The sequence below is a fragment of the Agromyces luteolus genome, assembly GCF_009729855.1.
GTDB classification, from domain to species: domain Bacteria; phylum Actinomycetota; class Actinomycetes; order Actinomycetales; family Microbacteriaceae; genus Agromyces; species Agromyces luteolus.
In genome coordinates, this window is record NZ_WODA01000025.1 from 815,058 (window position 1) to 835,071 (window position 20,014).

The window sequence follows — 20,014 nt, forward strand, 5'->3', positions numbered from 1 at the left end:
GCTCACAGTCCTTCCCACCGGCGTTGCCGGGTGCTATTCGGCTTCACGTCCATCGCCGTCGGCCTCGCCCGCCTCGTGCGCCGCCTGCGCGGCCTCGGCCGCCTGCGCGGCCGCGGTTCCGGCACGGTGCTGCTGGACCCATCCGTCGATGTTGCGTTGCGGGGCGACGTTCACGCCGAGCGCACCGGCCGGCACGTCCTTCCGGACGACCGTGCCTGCCCCCGTGTACGCCCCGTCCCCAATCGTAACGGGCGCGACGAAGACGCCGTGCGAGCCGGTTCGCACGTGCGAGCCGATCGTGGTGCGGTGCTTGGCCACGCCGTCGTAGTTGGCGGTGATCGATCCGGCGCCGACGTTCGAGCCCTCGCCGATCTCGGTGTCGCCGATGTACGAGAGGTGCGGCACCTTGCTGCCCGCGCCGATGCGCGCGTTCTTCGTCTCGACGAAGGTGCCGATCTTGCCGTCGGCGTCGAGCACGGTGCCCGGGCGGAGGTACGCGAACGGGCCGACCGTCGCACCGGCGCCGATCACCGCCAGCGTGGCATCCGTTCGCTTCACCTCGGCCCGCTCGCCGACCTCGCAGTCGACGAGCGTGGTGTCGGGACCGACGATCGCGCCCGACGCGATCGCGGTCGCGCCCTTGAGCTGCGTGCCCGGGCGGACGGTGACGTCGGGTTCGATGCGCACGGCGAGGTCGATCCAGGTCGTCGCCGGGTCCTCGACGGTCACGCCGTTCAGCTGCCAGCCCCGGACGATGAGCGCGTTCAGCCGGGCCGCGGTCTCGGAGAGCTGCGCGCGGTCGTTCACGCCCGCGACGAGCCACGACTCGGAGACCGGCCGCGCCTTCACCTCGGAGCCCGCGCCACGCAGCAGGGCGATGATGTCGGTGAGGTACTTCTCGCCCTGCGCGTTGTCGGTCGTGAGGTTCGCGAGCTGGTCGCGCAGCGCGGCCGCCCCGAACGCGTAGACGCCGGCGTTGACCTCGTCGATGGCGAGCTCGTCGTCGGTCGCGTCCTTCTGCTCGACGATGCGGTCGAAGGCGCCCTCGGCGCTGCGGACGATGCGGCCGTACCCGCTGGGGTCGTCGTACCGTGCCGAGAGGACGGATGCCGCGAGCCCGTCGGCCCGGTGGCGCTCGAGCATCTCGGCGAGGGTCGAGGCGTTGAGGAGCGGCACGTCGCCGTTCAGGACCAGCACGTCGCCCGTGAAGTCGTCGGGGAGCGCCGCGATGGCCTGCTCCACCGCGCGTCCGGTCCCGGCGACCTCGTCCTGGTCGACGATGACCGCCTCGGGCAGCTCGGCCTGGATCGCGCCGGCGACGAGGTCGCGTTCGTGGCGGACGACCGCCACCACGTACCTGGCGTCCAGGGCTCGCGCCGTGGCGAGCACGTGGGCGATGATCGGGGCGCCCGCGAGCGGGTGCAGGATCTTCGGGGTGGCCGACTTCATGCGGGTGCCCTGTCCCGCTGCGAGCACGATGATCGCGAGGTTCTCGTCCATGCTCCGCCACCAGGATTCGAACCTGGTCCTCACAGCTCCAAAGGCTGTCGTGCTGCCGTTACACCATGGCGGACCGCGCGCGGAGCCGCCCGCGGGCGGCCCTCGGGCGCGGTGTCAAGTCTGCCATGCGAGGTGCGTGCGGCGATGCGGAGGGCGCTCAGGCGGACAGCGCGTCCGCGATCCGGTCGGCCCACGCGCGGATCTCGTCCCAGTCCCTCAGGTCCTGGTACTCCTCCGGCGTGTTCTGGAGCATCGCGCGCTCGACGAAGTTCCCCGGGTCCTGCGGCACGTGGCCGCCGAACACCACGTGCTCGCGGACGCCGAGCGCCTCGGCCTGCTCGATGACCTTGCGCGGCTCGAGCCACTTGTCGTCGTCGGGCGGCGCATCGGGCTTCGGCTCTCCGATCGGGCCCGAGCTGAAGACCCAGAACGGCATCGCCGCGAGCCGGTCGCGCTCGTGCGAGAGGAAGTGCCGCGCCTCGCGGCGCCAGCGGCCGGCGTAGGTCGCGCTGCCGAGCACGACGGCGTCGAAGCCGTCGGCGGTGGCGTGCCCGGCCTCCGCCGCCTCGGCGACGTGGCCCCGCGCGCGGAGTTCGCCGGCGATCGCCTCGGCGATCTCGGCGGTGGACTGGTGCTTGGTCGCGTAGGCGACGAGGACGTGTGCCATGCCTTCCACCCTGCGACCGCGAGCCCGTGCGGTCGGGACCTTGGGCCCTCGGCGTCGACGGGCGGGCGCGCACGCGGTGGGATACTGGCGGCATGACGACCGGCGACCAGGACGAGGTGGACCGGATCGTCGACGACTGGGAGCGCGAGCGCCCCGACCTCGACTTCGCGCCGCTCCAGGTGTTCTCGCGCGTCGGCAGGCTCGCGAAGCTCCTCGATCGGGCGCGCAAGCAGGCCTTCGAGCGTTCCGAGCTCGAGTCGTGGGAGTTCGACGTGCTCTCGGCCCTGCGCCGGGCGGGCGCGCCATTCCGCCTGCCGCCGAAGGCGCTGCTCGCGCAGACGCTCGTCTCGAGCGGCACCATGACGAACCGGATCGACCGGCTCGTCGGCCGCGGGCTCGTGACCCGGCAGACCGATCCGCACGACGGCCGCGGCATCCTCGTGGAGATGACCCCGGCCGGGGTCACGCGTGTCGACGCGGCGATCACGCGGCTCGTCGACGCCGAGGCCGAGCTGCTCGCCGGCCTGCCCCCCGCCGAGCAGCGCCGGCTGGCCGCGCTGCTGCGGAAGCTCTCGCTCGGCTTCGCCTGATCCGGCCGGATGCCGCGACGCGTGCGGCACGCGGCATCCGTCGCCCGGGGCCCGTCGCCCGGGGCCCGAGCGGGGCGTCGCGGACCCGGCTATCGCCCGAGCACCCGCCGCGCGAGCCGGTTGCCGACACCCTGCACGACCTGCACGAAGACGACGATGAGGAGGACTGCGGCCCAGGTCACCACCGGCTCGAACTGCCGGAACCCGTAGAGCTGCGCGAAGTAGCCGAGGCCGCCGCCGCCGATGAGCCCCGCCATCGCGGACATGTCGATCACCGCGATGACGATGAACGTGTAGCCGAGGATCAGCGGTCCGAGCGCCTCGGGCACCACGACCGTGCCGAGGATGCGCGCGGGGCCCGCGCCCATCGACCGCGCCGCCTCGATGACGCCCGGCCGCACGGTCACGAGGTTCTGCTCGACGATGCGCCCGATCGCGAACGAGGCGGCGAGCGAGAGCGCGAAGATCGCGGCATCCGTCCCGATGCCCACGCCGATGACCGCGCGCGTCAGCGGCTGCACGGCCGCGATGAAGATGATGAACGGGATCGGCCGGAAGAAGTTGATGACGACGTTGAGCACCGTGTTCACGACGGCGTTCGGCAGCAGTCCCCCGCGCCGCGTGGCGTAGAGGCCGAGGCCGAGCAGGAACCCGCCTGCGCCGCCGAAGAGCATGGTGAGCGCGACCATGTAGAGGGTCTCGCCCGCGGCGGCCCAGAATTCGGGGCCCAGTTCGAGCAGCCGGTCCATCAGCGCGCCTCCGTGACGTCGGCGTGCTGCGAGACCGCGACGAGCGCGCGGTCGATCGCGGCGTCGTCGCCGCGCACGGCGAGGGTCAGGTGGCCGAAGGCGCGGCCGCGGATGTCGTTGATGCCGCCGTAGACGAGCTCGAACTCGAGCCCGGCCTCGGCGAGGTCGAGGAACACGCGCGCCTGCCTTGCGTCGCCGTCGCGGAACGAGCACGTCACGATGCGTCCCTCGTGCCGCTCGCGCAGGACCGCGAGCTCGGTCGGCGAGGGCACGCCCTTGACCACCGTGCCGACGAAGCTCCGCGACGACGGATGCCGCGGGGCGGAGAAGACGTCGAAGACGTCGCCGTGCTCGATGACCCGGCCCCGGTCCATCACGGCGACCTTCGTCGCGATCGACTGGATGACGTCCATCTCGTGCGTGATGACGATGATCGTCACGCCCTGCTCCTCGTTCACGCGCTTCAGGAGCGCGAGCACCTCCTGCGTCGTCTCGGGGTCGAGCGCGCTCGTCGCCTCGTCGGCGAGGAGGATGCGCGGGCGCGTCGCGAGCGCGCGGGCGATGCCCACGCGCTGCTTCTGCCCGCCCGAGAGCTGGTCGGGGCGAGCGCCCGCCTTGTCCGAGAGGCCCACGAACGCGAGCAGCTCGTCGACGCGGGCCCGGATGTCGGCCTTCGCCCACCCGGCGACCTTCAGCGGGTAGGCGACGTTGGCGCGCACGGTCTTCGCCTCGAAGAGCTCGAACTGCTGGAAGACCATGCCGATGCCGAGGCGGATGCCGCGGAGTTCGCGCTCGCGGAGGCCGGTGATCTCCCGGCCGTCGATGCGGATCGAGCCGCTCGTGGCGGGTTCGAGCGCGTTGACGAGGCGCACGAGCGTCGACTTGCCGGCACCCGAGTACCCGATGATGCCGTACACGTCGCCGGCCTCGATCTCGAGCGAGACGTCGTCGACGGCGACGACCGGTTCGGCCGCGCGGCCCGCGGCCGGATAGGACTTGCTGACGTGCTCGAGGGTGACGAGCGCCATGCGGTACCTCCTTGCATGAGCATCCCCGGTGGTCGAGTGGCGCCGGAGGCGCGTATCGAGACCTCGCACGGGTCTCGATACGGGCGCTGCGCGGCCTACTCGACCACCGGGGCCCGTCGTCGTGTCAGCCCTGGGCTCGGGTGTCGTCCTCGACCGTGGCGAGCGCGTCGACGAGTTCGTCGACCGGCGTCGTGAGCGCGACGGCGGTGTCGCCGGAGGCCTCGAGCAGGCCCGCCCGGACCTCGGGGTCGGTCTGGAAGATCTCGACGAGCTTCAGGTACGTCTCGTCGTCGGCGTCGTCGGCGCGGGCCGCGAAGATGTTCACGTACGGCAGCGCGTTCGGGTCGCTCGGGTCGTCCTGCGCGATCGCGTCGGCGAAGGTGAGACCGGCGTCCTGCACGAAGTCGTTGTTGATGATCGCCGCGGCGACGTCGGGCAGGCTCGTCGGCGTGAGCGACGCCTCGAGCGGCGTCACCTTCACCTTCGAGTTCGCCTCGTCGATGTCGTCGACGGTCGAGAAGATCGAGCCGCCGCCGTCGAGCTCGATGAGGCCGGCCGACTGCAGCACGAGGAGTGCGCGGGCCAGGTTCGAGGGGTCGTCGGGCACGGCCACGGTCTCGCCGGCCGGGATGTCGTCGACCGAGTCGTAGGCCAGCGAGTAGAGGCCGAGCGGGTAGATCGCGGTCGAGCCGATCGGCGCGAGGTCGGCGTCGGCCGACACGTTGTAGTCGGCGAGGTACACGATGTGCTGGAACTGGTTGAGGTCGAGCTCGCCCTCGGTGAGCGCCGGGTTGGGCTGGGTGTAGTCGGCGAAGTCGACGAGTTCGATGTCGATGCCGGCGTCGGCGGCGGCCTCCTCGAAGGCCGGCCACTGCGGGTCGGACTTGCCGACGACGCCGATGCGGACGACGTCGTCGCCCTCGGCGGCACCGGCGGACGAGCAGGCGGCGAGGCCGATGACGAGCGGGGCTGCGGCGAGCGCGGCGACGAGCTTGGTGGTGGAGCTGGGCATGGCGGGGTTCCTTTTCACGATGGGCGCGCGATCAGGTGCTGGTGGCGGTGGTGCCTGGACATGACGAACCCCACCGCTGGTGGCGGTGGGGCCTCGTTGCCGCGATCGCGGGCGCATTCCAACGGTAGGCGAAGGATCTGCGCTCGATTGACCACCCGGTCATCGAGCGTCACAGATCCTGCGATCTCACCCCTCGAGCTGCTCGGATACTTCGAGCCATCGGGTCTCGAGCTCCGCGACGGAGTCCTCGAACGTGCGCAACTCGTCGCCGAGCGTGCCGAGCCCGACGTAGTCGGACTGGTCGTGGCGGGCGAGCTTCTCGTGCTGCTCGGCGATCTGCGACTGCAGCTTCTCCAGGCGTCGGTCGATCGACGAGAGCTCCTTCTCGGCGGCGCGGCGGTCGGCGCCCGTGAGGGCCGGGGAGGATCTCGATACGCTGCCTTCGGCTGCTGCTCGACCATCGGTTGCCTCCGGTGGTCGAGGAGCACCCGGCGAAGCCGAGCTCCCCGGTGGTCGAGTAGCACCCGGCGCAGCCGGGCGCGTATCGAGACCCGCCGCCCGCAGCTCGAGGTACTGGTCGACGCCGCGCGGCAGGTCGCGGAGGTGCCCGTCGAGGATCGCGACCTGCCGGTCGGTGACCCGCTCGACGAGGTACCGGTCGTGCGACACGACGAGCAGCGTTCCGGGCCACGCGTCGAGCAGGTCCTCGATCGCGGCGAGCATGTCGGTGTCGAGGTCGTTCGTCGGCTCGTCGAGGATCAGCACGTTCGGCTCCTGCAGCAGGATCAGCAGGAGCTGGAGGCGCCGCTTCTGGCCGCCCGAGAGGTCGCGCACCGGCGTCGCGAGCTGCTGGTTCGTGAAGCCGAGCCGCTCGAGCAGCTGCCCCGGCGTGAGCTCGACGGCCTTCGAGCCGGACCCGAACACGTAGCTCGTCTTCTGCGCGGCGACGACCGCGCTCACCCGCTCGTCGGTCCACTCGGCGAGCTCCGCGAGCTCCTGGCTGAGCACGGCGATCTTCACGGTCGTGCCGCGCTTCACCCGGCCGGTGGTCGGCTGCACCTCGCCCGTGACGAGCTTCAGCAGCGTCGACTTGCCGGCGCCGTTCACGCCGAGGATGCCGGTGCGCTCGCCCGGCGCGATGCGCCACTCGAGCTCGTGCAGCACGGTCCGGGTCGACGGCGCGCCGGACGCGGCATCCCGCACCGGGTACTCGACCGTCACGCCGAGCAGGTCGACGACGTCCTTGCCGAGGCGCGAGACCGCCAGGCGGTTGAGCTCGACGGGGTTGCGGACGGGCGGCTCGTCCTCGATGAGCTGGTTCGCCGCCTCGATGCGGAACTTCGGCTTCGACGTGCGCGCGGGCGCGCCGCGGCGCAGCCACGCGAGCTCCTTGCGCATGAGGTTCCGGCGCTTGGCCTCGGAAGCGGCGGCCATCCGGTCGCGCTCGACCCGCTGCAGCACGTACGCGGCGTACCCGCCCTCGAAGGGCTCCACGATACGGTCGTGCACCTCCCACGTGGCGGTGCACACCTCGTCGAGGAACCAGCGGTCGTGCGTGACGACCACGACGGCGCCGTCGCTCGCCGCCCAGCGGCCCTTCACGTGCCGCGCGAGCCACGCGATGCCCTCGACGTCGAGGTGGTTCGTGGGCTCGTCGAGGAACAGCACGTCCCACTCGCCGACGAGGAGCGCCGCGAGCCCGACGCGGCGGCGCTGGCCGCCCGACAGGTCGCCCACGCGGCCCTGCCACGGCACATCCGCCAGCAGGCCCGCGATCACGTCGCGCACCTTCGCGTCGCCCGCCCAGACGTGCTCCTCGATGCCGCCGACGACGGCCTCGGCGACCGTGGCATCCGCGTCGACCGTGTCGGCCTGGTCGAGCATGCCGATGCGCACGTCGCGCCGCACGGTCACGCGCCCGCCGTCGGGCTCGAGCCGCCCCGCGAGCAGCTTCAGCAGCGTCGACTTGCCGTCGCCGTTGCGCCCCACGATGCCGATGCGGTCGCCCTCGTCGATGCCGAGGGTCACCTCGTCGAAGACGATGCGCGTGGGGAACTCGAGGTGCAGGCGCTCGGCGCCGAGGAGGTGTGCCATGTCGCGCTCAACCCTACTTCGCCGCGCTCGGCGCGACCGAGGCGGGTCAGAAGGGCAGCACGCGGGCGCCGTGCACGGGTCCGTGCACGTGGAGCGCCGTGAGGCCGGCCGCCGAGAGCGCGACCTGGAGCTCGAGCGCGCTGTCGGCGTCGTCGACGAGGAACGCGACCGTCGGCCCCGAACCCGAGACGAGGCCCGCGAGGGCGCCGTTCTGCTCTCCGAGGTCGATCACCTGCGCGAGCCGGCCGGCGAGCCCGACCGCCGCCGACTGCAGGTCGTTGTGCAGCGCGGCGGCGAGCTGCCGAGGATCGCCCGCGCGGAGCGCGTGCAGCACGGCCGCGTCGACCGTCGGCGAGTCGAGCGCCGAGCGCGCGCCGTGGTGGCCGTCGCGCCACTCCGGGTCGAGGCCGGCGTCGCGGCGACGGTCGAGCTCGCCGTACACGGCCGGCGTGGAGAGCCCGAAGTCGGCGATCGCGAGCACCCAGTGGAACGACCCCGTGGCCAGCGCCGGACTCAGTCGGTCGCCGCGCCCGGTACCGATCGCCGTGCCGCCGGTGAGCGCGAACGGCACGTCGGCGCCGAGCGACGCGGCGAGCGCGTGCAGTTCCTCCTTCGGCAGCGCCGTGCCCCACAGGGCGTCGCACGCGACGAGCGTGCCCGCGGCATCCGCCGACCCGCCGCCCATGCCGCCCGCGATGGGCACGTGCTTGTCGATCTCGAGCCGCACGCCGCCCGGCACGCCGGCGTGGCGGGCGAGCAGCTTCGCCGCGCGGATCGCGAGGTTCGAGGCATCCGTCGGCAGGCCCGAGGTGTCGACCGAGCCGCCGAACGCGACCGAGAACTCGTCGTCGGGCCAGGCGCGGACGTCCTCGTACAGCGACACGGCCTGGTACGCCGTCGCGACGTCGTGGTAGCCGTCGTCGTCGAGCGCGCCGACCCGCATGAAGAGGTTGATCTTCCCGGGGGCTCGGACGTGCACTGACGCGTCGGTCGCCGGGAACACCATGGCACCACGCTAGCCGACGCGGGCGGGCCGATCGCGCACCGCCGAGGCCACGTCGGCGGCGCGGGCAGGGCGCGGTCGCTCGCGAGGGTCAGGCGACGGATGCCGCGGTGCGCGCGATCCGCAGGAAGTCCTCGACGGTGAGCTGCTCGCCGCGCGCCTGCGGGTCGACGTCCGCAGCCTGGAGCATGGCGCTCGCCGTGGCGGCGGAGCCGCCGAGCACGCCGGAGAGCGACTGGCGGAGCATCTTCCGCCGCTGCTGGAACGCGGCGTCGACGAGCGCGAACACGGCGATGCGCTCCTGCTCGGTGCCGGGCGGATCGCCGGGTGCGTCGCCGCGCTCGAAGCCGACGAGCACCGAGTCGACGTTCGGCACGGGCCAGAACACCATGCGCGACACCTGCCCCGCCGTGCGCCAGTCGCCGTACCAGCCCGCCTTCACGCTCGGCGCGCCGTAGACCTTCGAGCCGGGCTCGGCGGCGAGCCGGTGTCCGACCTCGGCCTGCACCATCACGATGCCCGAGGTGAGCGACGGGAAGTGCTCGAGCAGGTGCAGCAGCACGGGGACCGAGACGTTGTAGGGCAGGTTCGCGACGAGCCGCGTGGGCTCCCCCGGCAGCTCGTCGACGCGCAACGCGTCCTCGCGGACGACCGTGAGGGACGTGCCGGGCTGCATGACGCTGACCGTGTGCGGGAGCTGGGCCGCGAGGCGCGCGTCGATCTCGACGGCGATCACCTCTGCGCCCGCCTCGAGGAGGCCGAGCGTCAGCGAACCGAGCCCCGGTCCGATCTCGAGCACGGTCTCGCCGCGCTGCACGCCCGCGGTCTGCACGATGCGGCGGACCGTGTTGGCGTCGTGCACGAAGTTCTGGCCGAGCTTCTTCGTCGGCGTCACGTCGAGCAGCTCGGCGAGGTCGCGGATCTCGGCCGGCCCGAGCAGGCGCGGCGTGACGGCGCCGCCGCCGTCGGCCTCATGCCGATGCGCGTTCACGCCCTGCACCCCCGCACCCTCCCGATGCTGGGGCAGTCGGCGCCGACCGCGCACGCGGCGCGCCGCGTCACGCGGAACCCGCCTCGAGCCCGTCGGCCCACGAGCCGTAGGCGCGCTCGGTGTTCGCGGCGACCTGTGCGCACAGCTCGTCGAGGTCGGCGCCCAGGGCCTCGGCCATGAATCGCATGGTGTGCGGCACGAGGTACGGGGCGTTCGGCCGGCCCCGGAGCGGCACGGGGGTGAGGTACGGCGCGTCGGTCTCGACGAGGATCCGGTCGCGCGGCACGACCCGGAGCGCCTCGCGCAGGTTCCCGGCGTTCTTGAACGTCACGTTGCCCGCGAAGGAGCAGTACCAGCCGGCGTCCCCTGCGAGGCGGGCGAGCTCCTCGCCGCCGGAGAAGCAGTGGAAGATCGTCGTCTCGGGCGCCCCCACGCGGCGGAGGGTCGCGACGACCTCGTCGTGCGCGTCGCGGTCGTGGATCTGCAGCGCGATGCCGTGCCGCTTCGCGATGTCGATGTGCGCCTCGAACGAGCGGAACTGCGCGTCGCGGCCGTCGTCGCCCGTGCGGTAGAAGTCGAGGCCGGTCTCGCCGACCGCGCGCACGCGCGGGCGCGCCGCGAGCTCGTCGATGACGGCGATCGCCGCGTCGAGCTCGCCGCGCCGATCGAGCTCGGGCGCCTCGTTCGGGTGCAGGGCGACCGCGGCCAGCAGGCGGGGCTCGCGCGCGGCGATCTCGGCCGACCAGCGGCTGGTCGCGACATCCGTGCCGACCTGCACGGCGCCCGCGACGCCGACGGATGCCGCGCGCTCGAGATGCTCGTGCGCCGTGAGCGGCAGCGCCCCGTCGGCGATCTCGAGGTGCGTGTGGTTGTCGTAGACGGCGACCGCCAACGGTTCGGGCGGCGGCGGGTACTCGGCGGCGCGGCCGCCGTCGGAGCGGGTGCGCAGGTGCTCGGCGCCAGCCGTCACTCGGTCGCCTCCACGCGCGGGAACAGCGGCTCGAGCGCGGAGGTCCGCGTGCCGACGCTCCACTCGTGGGCGCGGTCGATGCGCTGCTCCTGCACGGTGCGGGGCGCGCCGAGCGCGGTCCAGAGCTTCGCGGTCGCCTTGGGCAGCACCGGCGAGAGCAGCACGGCGAGCGTGCCGACGCCGTGGTACGCGGTCTCGAGCACGGCCTCGAGGCGAGCGCGCTTGGTCTCGTCCTTCGCGAGCGCCCACGGCTCCTGCTCGGTGATGTACCCGTTCAGCGCGTCGACGAGCTTCCACGTCGCGGCGATCGCCTCGTGGATCTGCAGTCGCTCGATCGCCTGCCACGCGGCATCCGTCGCCTCGGCCTCGATGCGCCGGATCGCCTCGTCGGCCTCCGTGCGGGCCGCCTCGGTGCCGGTCGGCACCTCGCCGCCGCAGTACCGTCCGATCATGGCGATCACGCGCGAGGCGAGGTTGCCGAAGCCGTTGGCGAGCTCGGCCTGGTAGCGCGCCGCGAGGTCCTCCCACGAGAACGAGCCGTCCTGTCCGAACGAGATCGCCGAGAGGAAGTAGTACCGGAATGCGTCGGAGCCGAACGTCTCGGTGATCTGCGACGGCGCGATGCCGGTGAGCTTCGACTTCGACATCTTCTCGCCGCCGACGAGCAGCCAGCCGTGGCCGAACACGCCGGTCGGCACGTCGAGGCCCGCGGCCATGAGCATGGCCGGCCAGATGACGGCGTGGAAGCGGAGGATGTCCTTGCCCACCAGGTGCTGCGCCGGCCAGCGCCGCGCGAACCGCTCGTCGTCCTCGCCGTACCCGACGGCGGTGATGTAGTTGAGGAGCGCGTCGAACCAGACGTAGACGACGTGGGTCTCGTCCCACGGCACCTTCACGCCCCAGTCGAACGTCGACCGCGAGATCGAGAGGTCGTCGAGGCCGCGCCGCACGAAGCTCACGACCTCGTTGCGCGCCGACTCGGGCTGCACGAAGTCGGGACGGGTCTCGTACAGCTCGAGCAGCTTGTCGGCGAACGCCGACATGCGGAAGAAGTAGTTCTTCTCGTGCAGCAGCTCGACGGGCTTGGAGTGGATGGCGCAGACGAGCTGCCCCTCGTACTCGCCCGTGCCGTCGACGAGCTCGGACTGCTGCTTGTACTCCTCGCAGCCGACGCAGTAGTAGCCCTCGTACTCGCCCGTGTAGATCCAGCCCTCGTCGAAGAGGTGCTGGAGGAACTTCTGCACGTTGCGCTCGTGGCGCTCGTCGGTCGTGCGGATGAAGTCGTCGTTGGCGACGTCGACGGTGTCGAGCAGCGGCTTCCACGCCTCGGCGACGAGCTTGTCGGCCCACTCCTGCGGGCTCACGCCGTTCGCGGTCGCCGTGCGGAGGATCTTCTGGCCGTGCTCGTCGGTGCCGGTGAGCATCCACGTGTCGCGACCCGCCTGGCGGTTCCACCGCGCGAGCACGTCGGCGGCCACCTCCGTGTACGCGTGCCCGATGTGCGGCACGTCGTTGACGTAGAAGATGGGGGTCGTGATGTAGAACGAGGAGGCGTCGGCCATGCCGACAATCCTACGGGCGCGCATCGGTGCGCTACGCCCGAGCGGATGCCGCCCTCCGGTCGCCGCCGGCGCGGCTCAGCCGCCCGCAGCCCCACCGTCCTTCCCGTTCGGCGGGCCCTGCGCGGCGGCGTGCGTCTCCGCGCGGCGCTGCCGCGCCCGGCCGTCCGCGAGCACGGGCGGGATCTGCTCCTGGACCTGCATCCGCTCGTGCGGGGTCGGCACGCCGATCGTCAGGTCCTGCTCGCGCAGACCCTTGACGGCGCGCACCTTCTGCCCCGGGTAGTCGACGACCTTCATGCCGATCACGATCTTCCCCGCCGAGTCGCGGTGGTCGAGCTCCCGGTACGCGTCGGCGACGTCGGCGAGCGGGAACACGTCCGCGATCGGCAGTCGCACCTGCCGGTCGGCCACGAGCTGCGCGATGCGGCCGAGCGCGATCGTGTCGCCGGCCCAGAGCTTGATCGCGTCGTGGTCCTCGACCGCGGCCCAGTCGGTCGTCGTGAAGACGCGCGACGCGGGCACGCCGAGCTCCGCGGCCTCCGCGGTCTGCCCGCCGAGGAAGTCGAGGAACCCGGTGACCGGGCGGTCCGTCAGCATCCGCACCCGCGCCGCGAGGTCGGGACCGTAGGCGAGCGGCTCGATCCCGAACTGCCGCACGAAGTCGAACCGGGACTCGGCGGTCGTGCCGATCACCCCGGCGCCGCGCGCCCGTGCGAGCTGCGCCGCGAGGCATCCGATGCCGCCGGCCGCCGCCGTCACGACGACGAGGTCGCGGGGGCCGAGGTTCAGCCCGTCCACCGCGCCGAGCGCGGTCGTTCCCGCCACGTACAGCGATCCGGCGACCTCCCAGGAGAGCGAGACGGGCTTCGGCAGCAGCTGCGCCTCGGGCACGAGCACGTAGGCCGCCTGCGCGCCGCGCGCGACGTAGCCCATGACCTCGTCGCCCCGGCGGAACCGCGTGACGCCCTCGCCGACGGCGTCGACGACGCCCGCGAGGTCGCGCCCCTGCCCCGAGGGGAACTCGACCGGCCAGTGGTCCTGGCGGTCGCCGCGCCGCACCGCGGTCTCGACGGGCGAGATGCCGCTGGCGAAGACCTCGACGAGCACCTCCCCCGGTCCGGGCTTCGGAACGTCGACCTCGACGACCTCGAGCACCTCCGGCCCGCCGAACGACTCGAACACCACTGCCCTTGCCATCGTCCCCACCCCCGCGTCGGTCCTGTGCTTTCAGGGTCCTCCCGTCGAATGGGAGCCGGATGGGAGCCGCCTGTGACTTCGATGCATACGTACGCATGGAGCACCACGGGTGCGCCGATCCGGCTCGGCGGGCCCGTCGGCGGGACGGTCGGCGGGGCTACCGCTCGGCCCTGGCCGCAAGCGCGGCCTCGTACAGGTCGCGCTTGCCGAGTCCCGTCTCGCCCGCGACGAGCGCCGCGGCATCCTTCAGCCTGGTGCCGGATGCCGCGAGCGCGACGACCCGCGCGACCGCCTCGCCGGCATCGGCTGCGGGTGCCTCGGCCGCGCCCCCGACCACGACGCAGATCTCGCCGCGCACGCCGCCCTCGGCCCACTCCGCGAGCTCGCCGAGGGGGCCGCGCCGGACCTCCTCGTGGAGCTTCGTCAGCTCGCGGCACACCGCGGCGGGCCGTTCGGCGCCGAACGCCTCCGCGAGCGCGCCGAGGCTCGCGGCCAGCCGCGACGGCGCCTCGAAGAAGACGAGCGTGCGGCGGTCCCCGGCGAGTTCGGCGAGGCGGCGCGAGCGCTCCCCCGCCTTGCGCGGCAGGAAGCCCTCGAACGCGAACCGGTCGGTCGGCAGGCCCGACACGGCGAGCGCGGTCACGACCGCGCTCGGCCCCGGGATCGCCGTGACGTCGACGCCCGCGGCGACCGCGGCCTGCACGAGCGGGAAGCCCGGGTCGGACACCGTCGGCATGCCGGCGTCGCTCAGCACGAGCACGTCGCCCTCGCTCGCGAGCGCGACGAGGTCGCCCGCACGGGCGCGCTCGTTGTGCTCGTGCAGCGCGATGAGCCGGGGGCGGTTCGCGATGCCGAGCGCCGCGAGCAGGCGCTGCGTGACGCGCGTGTCCTCCGAGGCCACCACGTCGGCGTCCTCGAGCGCCTGCCGCAGCCGGGTCGACGCGTCGCCGAGGTTGCCGATGGGCGTCGCCGCGAGGATGATCACCGGTCCAGTCTGGCGCACGGGCGCCGCGTGACGCGCGATTAGGGTGGAGCGCATGGGTCTCCACGAGGTCGACGCGAGCGCGCGCGACGCGCACGAGGCGGCCCCCGACGGGAGCGACGGCGACCGGCCCGCACCGGAGCGCGAGCCCGAGGCATCCGACGCCCCCGCCCCACCCGCGTCGGCGCGCGGGCCCGTCGGCACCCGCCTCGACGCGTGGTGGTCGAACCTGCTGCGCACGCCGCGCCGCCGTGCGCTGTGGACCTGGGGCGGCCCGATCGCGGTGACGCTCCTCGCCGCGGTGCTGCGGTTCTGGAACCTCGGGCACCCGCAGGCGATCGTGTTCGACGAGACCTACTACGTGAAGGATGCCTGGACGCTCCTCGCGAACGGCTACGAGTCGGCGTGGCCCGAGGGGGCGAACGAGGACTTCGCTCGCGGCGACACCGAGGTGTTCTCCGACGATCCCGCGTACGTCGTGCACCCGCCGCTCGGCAAGTGGATGATCGGCCTCGGCATGGCGCTGTTCGGCGCCGACAGCGCGTTCTGGTGGCGCGCGTCGACGGCGCTCGCCGGCACGGTCGCGGTCTTCCTCATGACCATGATCGGCACGCGCCTGTTCCGCTCGACGCTCGTCGCCGTGATCGCCGGGTTCCTGCTCGCGATCGACGGCAACGCGATCGTCATGAGCCGGGTGGCACTGCTCGACAACTGGGTGATGCTGTTCTGCCTGCTCGGCTTCTGGTTCGTCCTGCTCGACCGCGCGGCGACCGAGGCGCGGCTGCGCGAACGGCTGGCCGCCCTCCGCGCCGGCGGCGGCGATCCGCACTGGGGGCCCGTCGTCTGGGCGCGCCCCTGGGTCATCGCGGCGGGCGTCGCATTCGGTGCCGCGACCGCCGTGAAGTGGTCGGGCCTCTACTTCATCGCCGCCTTCGGCCTCTACCTCGTGCTCGTCGACGCTATGGCGCGGCGCCGCGCCGGGCTCGGGTTCTGGGTCGAGGGCGCGCTGTTCAAGCAGGCGCCCGCGACCTTCCTCCTGCTCGTCCCCGTGGCCGGCGTCGTCTACCTGGCCTCGTGGACCGGATGGCTCGTCACCGACGGCGGCTACTACCGCGGCTGGGCCGACGAACCGGGCAACGCAGCGACGGGGTTCTGGTCGTGGGTGCCGCACTCGCTCCAGAGCCTCTGGCACTACCACCAGGCCGCGTACGGCTACCACGTCGGCGTGGCCTCCCCGCATCCGTGGCAGGCGAACCCCCTGACCTGGCCGATCTCGTGGCGGCCGACGAACATGTACTTCGCCTCGACCACCGACGGGTCGGGCGGCTGCGGCCAGGCGGAGTGCTGGTCGTCGATCATGGGCATCCCGAACCCGATCATCTGGTGGGCCGCGACGCTCGCCACCGGCTACCTGGTCTACCGGTTCGCCCGGTACCGCGAGTGGACCGCCGGCCTGATCCTCGTCGGCGTCGCCGCCGGCTACCTCCCGTGGCTCGCGTACCTCGGGCGCACGGTGTTCCAGTTCTACACGATCGCCTACGAGCCCTACCTGCTGCTCGCGCTGGCCGCCGTCATCGGCATCGTGCTCGGCCGGCGGGACGACCCGACGTGGCGACGACAGCAGGGCATCGCCACCGTCGCAGTGTTCCTCGGCGTCGCGGCGGCGGTCTCGATCTTCTTCCTCCCGCTCTGGACGGCGATGCCCGTGACGCCCGAGTTCCGGCAGCTGCACTTCTGGCTGCCGGGCTGGGGATGAGCGGCGCAGCGGCGGGCGAGGCGCGGCGCCGGTGGCGTGAGCGGATGCCGGGCCTCGCCGTCGCGGCGGCGGCCGCCGCGGGCGCCTGGCTGGTCCACCTCGCGGTCCCGGCCGTGCCGCTGCTCACGGTCGCCGTGGCCGCGGGCATCGTCGCCGGGCAGCTCCCGCCGGTGCGCCCCGGCCTCGACGGCGTGCTGAAGCCGGGCCTCGGCTTCTCCGCGCGGACCCTGCTGCGCACCGGCATCGTGCTCCTCGGCCTGAAGCTCAGCCTCGCCGACATCGCGGGCCTCGGCTGGATCACGATCGCGACCACCGTGGCAGTGGTCGTCCTCACGTTCTTCGGCACGGTCGCGCTCGGCCGGGCCATGCGGCTGCCCGGCCACGAGCCGCTCCTCGTCGCGAGCGGTTTCGCGATCTGCGGCGCCTCGGCGATCGGCGCGATGGCCGCCACGGTCCGGGCGCGCGACGACGAGCAGGCCCGGCCGGTGGCTCTCGTCACGCTGTGCGGCACGCTCGCGATCGCGGTGCTGCCCGCGCTGTGGCATCCGCTCGGCCTCTCGGCGACTCAGTTCGGCCACTGGGTCGGAGCGGGCGTGCACGACGTCGGCCAGGTGGTCGCGACCGCGCAGATCGCGGGCGCGTCGGCGCTCGCCGTGGCGGTCGTCGTGAAGCTCACGCGCGTGCTGCTGCTCGCGCCGATCGTCGCGATCGTCGCGGGCGTCGAGCGACGTCGATCGACGGATGCCTCCGGCCCGCGCCCCGCGATCGTGCCGCTGTTCATCGCGGGCTTCCTGGTCGCGGTGCTCGTGCGGACGTTCCTTCACGTGCCCGAGGCCGTGCTGGCGGCGGCCGACCTCGTGCAGACGACCCTGCTCGCGATGGCGCTGTTCGCGCTCGGCGCGTCGATCCGCGTCGCCGCGCTGCTGCACACGGGGTGGCGGGCGCTCGTCACGGGGCTCGCGTCGTGGGTGCTCGTCGCGGCGCTCGCGTACGGGGCTGTGCTGCTCGGTTGAGCGGCGGCTCCGGGGGACTGATCGCGTGCGGCACCTGCGAGGCGGTGCGGCGCGGCCGAAGCAGCGCCGCACCGCCCCGTCCGACGCGTCAGTCCGACTGGGCGACGTGCCCGGTCGCCGGTGCGCCGACGTCGGAGGCCGCGCGAGCCGCGGCATCCGTCTCGTCGTCGCCGCCGCGCACGCGGATCGCGACCTTGCCACGGACACTGCCGGATGCGAGCCGCGCGAGCGCCTCGGGCGCCCGGTCGAGCGGGAACACCTCGTCGACGACGGGCCGCAGCTCCCCCGCCTCGGCGAACGCGCGGAGCGCATCGAGGTCGTCCCCGTTGCGGCGCGCCGCGAGGGACACGAGGCGCCGCCGCGTGAAGGGCGACCGGAACACCGCGGCGGCGATGCGCGGAAGCGGGCCGAACGTGCGCGATCCGGTGCCGGCCGACAGCACGAGCGTCCCGCGCGGCGCGAGGATGCGCGTCAGGGCGCCGAGCGACTGCGCGGCCACGAGGTCGATCACGACGTCGTACGTCGCACCGTCCGCCGTGACGTCCTCGGTGCGGTGGTCGATCACGCGGGTCGCGCCGGCCGAGCGCACGTGGTCGGCCTTGGCTCCGCTCGCGACGCCCGTGACGGTCGCTCCCATCGCCACTGCGAGCTGCACGACGTACGTGCCGACTCCGCCCGACGCGCCGATGACGAGCACCCGGTCGCCCGGGCCGACGCGAGCGAGCCGCAGCGCCTGCAGCGCGGTCGTCCCGGAGACCGGGATGACGGCCGCGTGCACGTCGTCGAGGTTCGCGGGCGCGCGCCGGACGAAGCGCGCGTCGACCACGGCGGTCTCGGCGAACCCGGCCTGGTCGGACTCTGCGAAGACGCGGTCGCCGACCGCGAGGGTCGTGACGCCGGCGCCGACTGCGCTCACGACTCCGGCGACGTCGCGCCCGACCGGCTTCTTCGGGCGCTTCCAGCCGAACGCGGCGCGGATGAGCCGGGGCTCGCCGCGCATGATCCACACGTCGCCGGCGTGCACGCCCGCGGCGTGCACCTCGATCGCGACCCGGCCGGGGCCGGGCGCGCCGGGCTCGGGGACGTCGGCGACGGCCAGCACCTCGGGGCCGCCGTAGCCGTTCTGGACGAGTGCGCGCATCATGCCTCCTGGTATTCGGGCACGGGCGTGACGACGACCGTGCCGGACTTGTGTCCGGTGTCGACGAGGCGGTGCGCCTCGGCGATCGCGTCGAGCGGGATGACCCGCTCGATGACGGGGGTGAACGCGCCGGATGCGGCGAGCGCCGCGAGTTCCTCGAGATCGGGCCGCTTGGCCTCGACCGAGCGCAGCCCGGTGAACATGACGATCGCGCGCCGACGCCCGAGCCGCGAGGTGACCTGCTGGGCCATGATCGCCCACGACGGAACGGTCGTCAGGTACCGGCCGCCCGGCGCGAGCACGGCGCGCGCCCGCCGGAAGGTCGACTTGCCGACCGCGTCGAAGACGACGTCGAACGGCGCACCGGGGGCTCCGGGCCGCATCGGATCGTCGCGCGTGTAGTCGACGACCCGGTGAGGCCCGAGCCCCGCGACGAGTTCGACGTGCGTAGGCCCGCACACCGAGGTGACCTCTGCGCCGAGCCGCACGGCGAGCTGCACCGCGGCCGCGCCGACCGCGCCCGATGCGCCGTTGACCAGTACCCGGCTGCCCGCGCCGACGCGGCCGCCGTCGCGGAGGAACGGCAGCGCCGTCATCGCTCCGTCGCAGATCGCGACGGCCGCCTCGACCGACACGCCCTCGGGCAGGGGCACGACGGCGCCGTCCTCGCGGACGACGACCGCCTCGGCGTGGGCGCCGCCGTCGACGCCCGTCGCGCCGAAGACCCGGTCGCCGACCGCGAAGCGCGTCACCCCCTCGCCGACGGCGTCGACCACGCCCGCGAAGTCCGACCCGAGCACCGCGTTGCGGGGGCGGCGCAGCCCGAAGGCGAGCCGCGCGAACCAGGGCGAACCCGATCGGCCCGCGGCATCCGCCGCCCCGACCGACGCCGCGTGCACCCGCACGCGGAGCTCGCCCGGGCCGGGCTCCGGCCGCTCCCGCTCCTCGACCCCGACGACCTCGGGTGCACCGTACCGGTGATAGGCGGCGATCCTCATGATGCCGACACCTCCTCGTGGGGGTACTGGAAGACGTCGTCGAGCGGCACCCCGAACACCCGAGCGATCTGGAAGGCCATCTCGAGCGAGGGCGAGTAGCGGCCCTGCTCGATGGCGATGACGGTCTGGCGGGTGACGCCGAGCCGCTCCGCGAGCTCGGCCTGCGTCATCTCGCCGTGGCGGAATCGAAGCGAACGGATGTCGTTGGTGACCCGCGTGGGCTTCACCATGTCGGCACCCCCCGGCGATAGGCGAACAGCCGCGTGATGCTCTCGAGCACCGCGCCGAGGAGGAAGCCCAGGTAGATCACGTTGGCGATCCAGAACCAATCGGCCTCGAGCATCGACAGCACGAGCGCGCCGAGCGCGCCGATCACGATGAACGAGCTGCCGACCCGGGTGCCGAGGCGGTCGATCTCGCGGTCGCGAACGTCGCCCTTCGTGCTCTCGCTCGGGAAGACGATCTCGACCAGGATCCGCCCGACGATGGAGGCCACGATCGCACCGCCGATCGTCCACAGCATGGGTGCGACGTAGTCGACGTCCCCGACGGGGCCTCCCTCCGCGAGCCGAGGGATCACGAGGGAGAGGTACACCCCGTACGCCGCGACGGACACGACCAGGTAGACCCAGGTGCCCTTCTCCTCATACGACATCCGCGTCCTCCGATGTGAAGAATGTTTGACATGCCCAGTGTCAACCATTCTCGACACCATGTCAAGCATTCTTTACAGAGCGGATGCCGCGCGCCCGCGCCGCACG

General features: G+C 73.2%; 19 protein-coding genes and 1 tRNA gene. 3 read left to right on the forward strand and 17 right to left on the reverse strand.

Translation table 11 applies throughout. The features are described from left to right. Positions 1-33 precede the first annotated feature (33 nt). The 3 genes from glmU to GLX25_RS17460 all read right to left on the reverse strand — a co-directional run bounded on the left by glmU (position 34) and on the right by GLX25_RS17460 (position 2,167). Entirely contained in the window at positions 34-1,500 is a 1,467-nt protein-coding gene (gene glmU / locus GLX25_RS17450) for a bifunctional UDP-N-acetylglucosamine diphosphorylase/glucosamine-1-phosphate N-acetyltransferase GlmU (RefSeq protein WP_155843952.1), read from the reverse strand. A gap of 1 nt (position 1,501) precedes the next feature. After that, positions 1,502-1,573, reverse strand: a tRNA-Gln gene (locus GLX25_RS17455). A gap of 84 nt (positions 1,574-1,657) precedes the next feature. Further along, entirely contained in the window at positions 1,658-2,167 is a 510-nt protein-coding gene (locus GLX25_RS17460) for a flavodoxin domain-containing protein (RefSeq protein ID WP_155843782.1), read from the reverse strand. 92 nt (positions 2,168-2,259) lie between these two features. Between GLX25_RS17460 and GLX25_RS17465 the strand changes: the two genes are divergently transcribed. Continuing rightward, positions 2,260-2,757 carry a MarR family winged helix-turn-helix transcriptional regulator gene (locus GLX25_RS17465; protein WP_155843783.1) on the forward strand — a complete coding sequence of 166 codons (498 nt, stop codon included), beginning with the start codon at positions 2,260-2,262 and terminating at the stop codon, positions 2,755-2,757. Between the two features lie 89 nt (positions 2,758-2,846). On the opposite strand, the gene GLX25_RS17470 is transcribed toward GLX25_RS17465, so the two are convergent. The 10 genes from GLX25_RS17470 to rsmI all read right to left on the reverse strand — a co-directional run bounded on the left by GLX25_RS17470 (position 2,847) and on the right by rsmI (position 14,348). After that, on the reverse strand, positions 2,847-3,506 hold the full coding sequence (locus GLX25_RS17470; protein ID WP_155843784.1) for a methionine ABC transporter permease: 660 nt from the start codon (positions 3,504-3,506) through the stop codon (positions 2,847-2,849). Beyond that, positions 3,506-4,534: a methionine ABC transporter ATP-binding protein gene (locus GLX25_RS17475; protein ID WP_155843785.1), complete on the reverse strand. Its 1,029-nt coding sequence runs from the start codon at positions 4,532-4,534 to the stop codon at positions 3,506-3,508. The genes GLX25_RS17470 and GLX25_RS17475 overlap by 1 nt, the downstream gene beginning before the upstream one ends. 124 nt (positions 4,535-4,658) lie before the next feature. Then, on the reverse strand, positions 4,659-5,546 hold the full coding sequence (locus GLX25_RS17480) for a MetQ/NlpA family ABC transporter substrate-binding protein (RefSeq protein ID WP_155843786.1): 888 nt from the start codon (positions 5,544-5,546) through the stop codon (positions 4,659-4,661). A gap of 186 nt (positions 5,547-5,732) precedes the next feature. After that, positions 5,733-7,640, reverse strand: a complete 1,908-nt coding sequence (locus tag GLX25_RS17485; RefSeq protein ID WP_155843787.1) for an ABC-F family ATP-binding cassette domain-containing protein — start codon at positions 7,638-7,640, stop codon at positions 5,733-5,735. 46 nt (positions 7,641-7,686) lie between these two features. Further along, a complete protein-coding gene (locus GLX25_RS17490; RefSeq protein WP_155843788.1) occupies positions 7,687-8,646 on the reverse strand; it encodes a 4-(cytidine 5'-diphospho)-2-C-methyl-D-erythritol kinase in 960 nt (319 codons plus the stop codon). Between the two features lie 88 nt (positions 8,647-8,734). Beyond that, on the reverse strand, positions 8,735-9,643 hold the full coding sequence (rsmA, locus tag GLX25_RS17495; protein ID WP_271192491.1) for a 16S rRNA (adenine(1518)-N(6)/adenine(1519)-N(6))-dimethyltransferase RsmA: 909 nt from the start codon (positions 9,641-9,643) through the stop codon (positions 8,735-8,737). 58 nt (positions 9,644-9,701) lie between these two features. Then, entirely contained in the window at positions 9,702-10,604 is a 903-nt protein-coding gene (locus tag GLX25_RS17500; RefSeq protein ID WP_166548958.1) for a TatD family hydrolase, read from the reverse strand. Continuing rightward, entirely contained in the window at positions 10,601-12,166 is a 1,566-nt protein-coding gene (gene metG, locus GLX25_RS17505; RefSeq protein ID WP_155843789.1) for a methionine--tRNA ligase, read from the reverse strand. The genes GLX25_RS17500 and metG overlap by 4 nt, the downstream gene beginning before the upstream one ends. A gap of 75 nt (positions 12,167-12,241) precedes the next feature. Continuing rightward, the gene (locus tag GLX25_RS17510; RefSeq protein WP_155843790.1) at positions 12,242-13,363 is read right to left on the reverse strand and encodes an NADP-dependent oxidoreductase; all 1,122 of its coding nucleotides are present in this window, start codon (positions 13,361-13,363) and stop codon (positions 12,242-12,244) included. 157 nt (positions 13,364-13,520) lie between these two features. Next, positions 13,521-14,348, reverse strand: coding sequence for a 16S rRNA (cytidine(1402)-2'-O)-methyltransferase (gene rsmI / locus GLX25_RS17515; RefSeq protein WP_166548959.1), 828 nt, complete (start codon positions 14,346-14,348; stop codon positions 13,521-13,523). A 52-nt stretch (positions 14,349-14,400) separates the two neighbouring features. On the opposite strand from rsmI, the gene GLX25_RS17520 reads away from it, so the two are divergent. After that, on the forward strand, positions 14,401-16,101 hold the full coding sequence (locus tag GLX25_RS17520; protein ID WP_155843792.1) for a dolichyl-phosphate-mannose--protein mannosyltransferase: 1,701 nt from the start codon (positions 14,401-14,403) through the stop codon (positions 16,099-16,101). Next, entirely contained in the window at positions 16,098-17,114 is a 1,017-nt protein-coding gene (locus GLX25_RS17525; RefSeq protein WP_155843793.1) for a YeiH family protein, read from the forward strand. Before GLX25_RS17520 ends, GLX25_RS17525 begins: the two co-directional genes overlap by 4 nt. 88 nt (positions 17,115-17,202) lie before the next feature. Here the strand turns inward: GLX25_RS17525 and GLX25_RS17530 are convergent, their stop codons facing one another. The 4 genes from GLX25_RS17530 to GLX25_RS17545 are packed head-to-tail and all read right to left on the reverse strand — an operon-like array spanning position 17,203 to position 19,908. Next, the gene (locus GLX25_RS17530; protein ID WP_155843794.1) at positions 17,203-18,255 is read right to left on the reverse strand and encodes an NAD(P)-dependent alcohol dehydrogenase; all 1,053 of its coding nucleotides are present in this window, start codon (positions 18,253-18,255) and stop codon (positions 17,203-17,205) included. Next, positions 18,255-19,253, reverse strand: coding sequence for an NAD(P)-dependent alcohol dehydrogenase (locus tag GLX25_RS17535; protein WP_155843795.1), 999 nt, complete (start codon positions 19,251-19,253; stop codon positions 18,255-18,257). Before GLX25_RS17535 ends, GLX25_RS17530 begins: the two co-directional genes overlap by 1 nt. Further along, positions 19,250-19,483, reverse strand: coding sequence for a helix-turn-helix transcriptional regulator (locus GLX25_RS17540; RefSeq protein WP_155843796.1), 234 nt, complete (start codon positions 19,481-19,483; stop codon positions 19,250-19,252). The genes GLX25_RS17535 and GLX25_RS17540 overlap by 4 nt, the downstream gene beginning before the upstream one ends. Next, positions 19,477-19,908, reverse strand: a complete 432-nt coding sequence (locus tag GLX25_RS17545) for a hypothetical protein (RefSeq protein ID WP_155843797.1) — start codon at positions 19,906-19,908, stop codon at positions 19,477-19,479. The genes GLX25_RS17540 and GLX25_RS17545 overlap by 7 nt, the downstream gene beginning before the upstream one ends. Positions 19,909-20,014: the final 106 nt, after the last annotated feature.

Coding starts and splice junctions, on each gene's coding strand:
- glmU (WP_155843952.1), bottom strand. CDS start 1,500: ATGGACGAGAACCTCGCGATCATCGTGCTCGCAGCGGGACAGGGCACC.
- GLX25_RS17460 (WP_155843782.1), bottom strand. CDS start 2,167: ATGGCACACGTCCTCGTCGCCTACGCGACCAAGCACCAGTCCACCGCC.
- GLX25_RS17465 (WP_155843783.1), top strand. CDS start 2,260: ATGACGACCGGCGACCAGGACGAGGTGGACCGGATCGTCGACGACTGG.
- GLX25_RS17470 (WP_155843784.1), bottom strand. CDS start 3,506: ATGGACCGGCTGCTCGAACTGGGCCCCGAATTCTGGGCCGCCGCGGGC.
- GLX25_RS17475 (WP_155843785.1), bottom strand. CDS start 4,534: ATGGCGCTCGTCACCCTCGAGCACGTCAGCAAGTCCTATCCGGCCGCG.
- GLX25_RS17480 (WP_155843786.1), bottom strand. CDS start 5,546: ATGCCCAGCTCCACCACCAAGCTCGTCGCCGCGCTCGCCGCAGCCCCG.
- GLX25_RS17485 (WP_155843787.1), bottom strand. CDS start 7,640: ATGGCACACCTCCTCGGCGCCGAGCGCCTGCACCTCGAGTTCCCCACG.
- GLX25_RS17490 (WP_155843788.1), bottom strand. CDS start 8,646: ATGGTGTTCCCGGCGACCGACGCGTCAGTGCACGTCCGAGCCCCCGGG.
- metG (WP_155843789.1), bottom strand. CDS start 12,166: ATGGCCGACGCCTCCTCGTTCTACATCACGACCCCCATCTTCTACGTC.
- GLX25_RS17510 (WP_155843790.1), bottom strand. CDS start 13,363: ATGGCAAGGGCAGTGGTGTTCGAGTCGTTCGGCGGGCCGGAGGTGCTC.
- GLX25_RS17520 (WP_155843792.1), top strand. CDS start 14,401: ATGGGTCTCCACGAGGTCGACGCGAGCGCGCGCGACGCGCACGAGGCG.
- GLX25_RS17525 (WP_155843793.1), top strand. CDS start 16,098: ATGAGCGGCGCAGCGGCGGGCGAGGCGCGGCGCCGGTGGCGTGAGCGG.
- GLX25_RS17530 (WP_155843794.1), bottom strand. CDS start 18,255: ATGCGCGCACTCGTCCAGAACGGCTACGGCGGCCCCGAGGTGCTGGCC.
- GLX25_RS17535 (WP_155843795.1), bottom strand. CDS start 19,253: ATGAGGATCGCCGCCTATCACCGGTACGGTGCACCCGAGGTCGTCGGG.
- GLX25_RS17540 (WP_155843796.1), bottom strand. CDS start 19,483: ATGGTGAAGCCCACGCGGGTCACCAACGACATCCGTTCGCTTCGATTC.
- GLX25_RS17545 (WP_155843797.1), bottom strand. CDS start 19,908: ATGTCGTATGAGGAGAAGGGCACCTGGGTCTACCTGGTCGTGTCCGTC.